The 1528-nt window shown below is 38.8% G+C and carries 1 protein-coding gene; it reads left to right on the top strand.

Going from position 1 to position 1528, the window contains the following annotated elements:
- A partial coding sequence (locus ACFIO5_RS09840; protein ID WP_375705301.1) for an autotransporter outer membrane beta-barrel domain-containing protein occupies nucleotides 1-914 on the top strand: 914 nt, incomplete at its 5' end.
- Between the last annotated feature and the right edge of the window lie 614 nt (nucleotides 915-1528).

Here is a 1528-nt window from a genome sequence, read left to right as displayed (position 1 = left end):
TGGCTGAGCTGAATAATCAGAATATACTGTTAGAGAATATGCGGACAACACTCTTTGAAGCAAAGGATAAAAAAGAAGATAACAAAAAGAGTGGGATCTTCTTATCCTCCTATGGCCACAAGATCACATTGTCTTCTAACCGTAGTCCTCTACACTATGGCTATGGTGCTGATGTTCACTATACTGCAATACAAGCAGGCATGACATTAGCAGCATTAGAAGGTCAAAATAGCACCACACATTTTGGTCTTTTGGGGACATACGGAAAACTCTCTTTCACTCCAAAGGGCATGGAAGGTGCTGATAAGAGTACACTCGATAAATGGTCACTTGCTGCATATGGAAACATCCAGCATAACGATGGCATCTATGTTAATGTACTGTTCTCCTACGGAGCTTTCAAAGGAAATATCACCACAGCCCTCATTGGGAACACTGCAAAATTGGATGGTTCTCATACTGTAAGTGCATCAGCGACCATCGGACATAAACTAGAAACCGATGCTAAAGGATTGGTCTTTGAACCACAAGCACAACTCCTTTATCAACGTCTCATGTTTGACACCCTCTCAGATATCGATGGCTTTAACGTGAATATGGGTAAGCCTCATCAATGGTTGCTGCGTATTGGTGGGCGTCTGACACAAACGATACCTTCTGATGAAAAAGGCTATGCCACTTCTTTCTACGGTAAGCTGAACCTTATGAAAGCTTTTAGTAACAAGAGTACAGTACAGATTGGAGATACTTTCTATCTTGATGCTATGGGAGATTCTGTTGAAGGCGGGCTTGGTGTGAATGCGCAACTCTCTCAAAATTTTGCCCTTCATGCGGATATTAATTATCAACACAAGCTCCAAAAAGCAGGTGTATCTGGAATAAACTTCTCTGCTGGAATGCGCTATCAATTTTAATATAAAATCATGAAAGTGTAACTTAAGACTATAAAAACAAACGTTGTTTTATTCCGTTCACTTTCACAAAAAGGCAGCACAGTACACTGCCTTTTAACTTTTGATACTCTGTCATAGAAAGATCGGTCGAAGAACTGCTTTTTGTGTATACCCCCACTACGTCATCTATAAAGATTTATTGATTTATACTGCTGGGGACTGTCTCTTGAGACAAACGGTTTTGAAAAAGTTCATTTCTCTCAAACCAAAGGTAACAAAATGCTTCATCTCCAAATTGAGGCATCGTATTGGTTTATAAGAATAATTCATCGTTTTGCATACTAAATGAAGTCCCTAATATCGTAAGATTCTTTCATTTCAAATCTTCTTATACTCAATCAATCAAAATCATTCCCTTACATGATTGAAATATGGCTTCTGTCCATGCATTGCAATAGAATCCCGCATTTCAAGGTTATTTTCGTCTCATAAACAAGGTTGGCTTGTAGATAAAAATTCTTCAAGAAAAAAGTAAAAATGCCCCAACAGTCTCAATGAAAAAATTATCGCAACATCGTGAGCGGGCAAAGAAAATGATGATCCCAGCTTACACCTTCATAAGCGTAAAGAGGGTG

Source organism: Bartonella sp. AA86SXKL (genome assembly GCF_042196885.1).
The sequence above is the reverse complement of the archived record's forward strand: the minus strand, read 5'-3'. Positions and strand labels throughout refer to the sequence as shown.